The 1406-nt window shown below is 70.8% G+C and carries 1 protein-coding gene; it reads right to left on the bottom strand.

What is annotated here, in order from left to right; genetic code table 11:
• Positions 1-1406 (bottom strand): sugar ABC transporter ATP-binding protein (locus ACVCAG_RS45700; protein ID WP_447191665.1); only part of this gene is annotated, 1406 nt, incomplete at both ends.

The following is a 1406-nucleotide window of genomic DNA, read 5'->3' as shown; positions in this document are numbered from 1 at the left end:
CCTTCCATGATCATGTCGAGGACGGCGTGCTCGTCCAGCTCACCGGCACCGGCCTCACGAATGACCCGGCCCTCCCGCAGGACCAGCACCCGATCGGCCAGCCCCAGCACCTCGGGAACCTCGCTGGAGACCAGCAACACCCCGATCCCCTCATCGGCCAGCCGCCGCACCAGCGCGTACAACTCCGCCCGAGCCCCCACGTCCACCCCGCGGGTCGGCTCGTCAAGCAGCAGCAGCTTGCGGTCGTTCAGCAACCACCGGGCCAGCACCGCCTTCTGCTGGTTACCGCCCGACAACGTCTTGATCGGCCGCTCCGGATCGGAGGGACGGATGTCGAGGGCCTGCACCATCTCCCGCGCGTCGGCCGCCTCCCGGCGCCGGTCCATCCAGCCCAGCCGCGAGTACCGGCCCAAACTCGCCAGGCTGATGTTGCGCGACACGCTCTGGTCCAGCAGCAACGCCTGCGCCTTGCGCTCCTCGGGCGCCAATCCCATGCCCAGGCGCACCGCACCGGTCGTGCCACCGCCCCGGCGCACCGGCCTGCCCTCCAAGACCACCTGGCCGGAGAACCGCCGCGCCCCGTACACCGCCTCGATGATCTCCGAACGGCCCGAGCCGACCAGACCGGCCAGCCCCACGATCTCCCCCGCCCGCACCGAGAACGACACGCCCGAGACACGGCCGGGAATGCTCAGGTCACGCACCTGGAGCACCTCCGCCTTGCCGTCGTGGCTACCGGGGGCGGGTCGCTCGGGGAAGACGTACTCGACGTTGCGGCCGGTCATCAGCGACACCACCTGCGAGGTCGGGGTGTCCTTGGCCGGCAGGCCCACCGCGACCGTGCGGCCGTCCTTGAGCACCGTCACCCGGTCCCCGATCTCGCGGATCTCCTCCAGCCGGTGCGAGATGTAGACCACCGCCACCCCCTGGGCGGTCAGCTCCCGGATGATCCGGAACAGGTTGCCCACCTCGTCATGGGCCAGCGCCGCCGACGGCTCGTCCATGATGATCAACCGGGTGTCGTGCGACAGCGCCCGCGCCATGCTCACCACCTGCTTGGCCGCCGGAGACAACCGGCCCACCTCCGTCGACGGGCGGATCTCCGCGTGCCCCAGCCGCGCCAGCAACTCCCGCGTCGCCCGCGCCGCCTCCGAGCGGCCCACGAACCCCATCCGGGCCGGCTCATGACCCAAGAACACGTTCTCGGCCACGCTCAGCCCGTCGACCAGGTCCAGCTCCTGGTAGATCGTGGAGATCCCGAGCCGGATCGCCGCGATCGGGCTCGACAGCCGCACCTCCTCACCGTTGAGCGTGATCGTCCCCTCGTCGGGCTGGTGAGCGCCCGCCAGAGTCTTGATCAGCGTGGACTTCCCGGCGCCGTTCTGGCCGAGCAGGCAGTGCACCTC

The sequence above is a fragment of the Streptosporangium sp. G12 genome, assembly GCF_052983175.1.
Note: the sequence above shows the minus strand (reverse complement) of the source record. Positions and strands in the feature narration are given on the sequence as shown.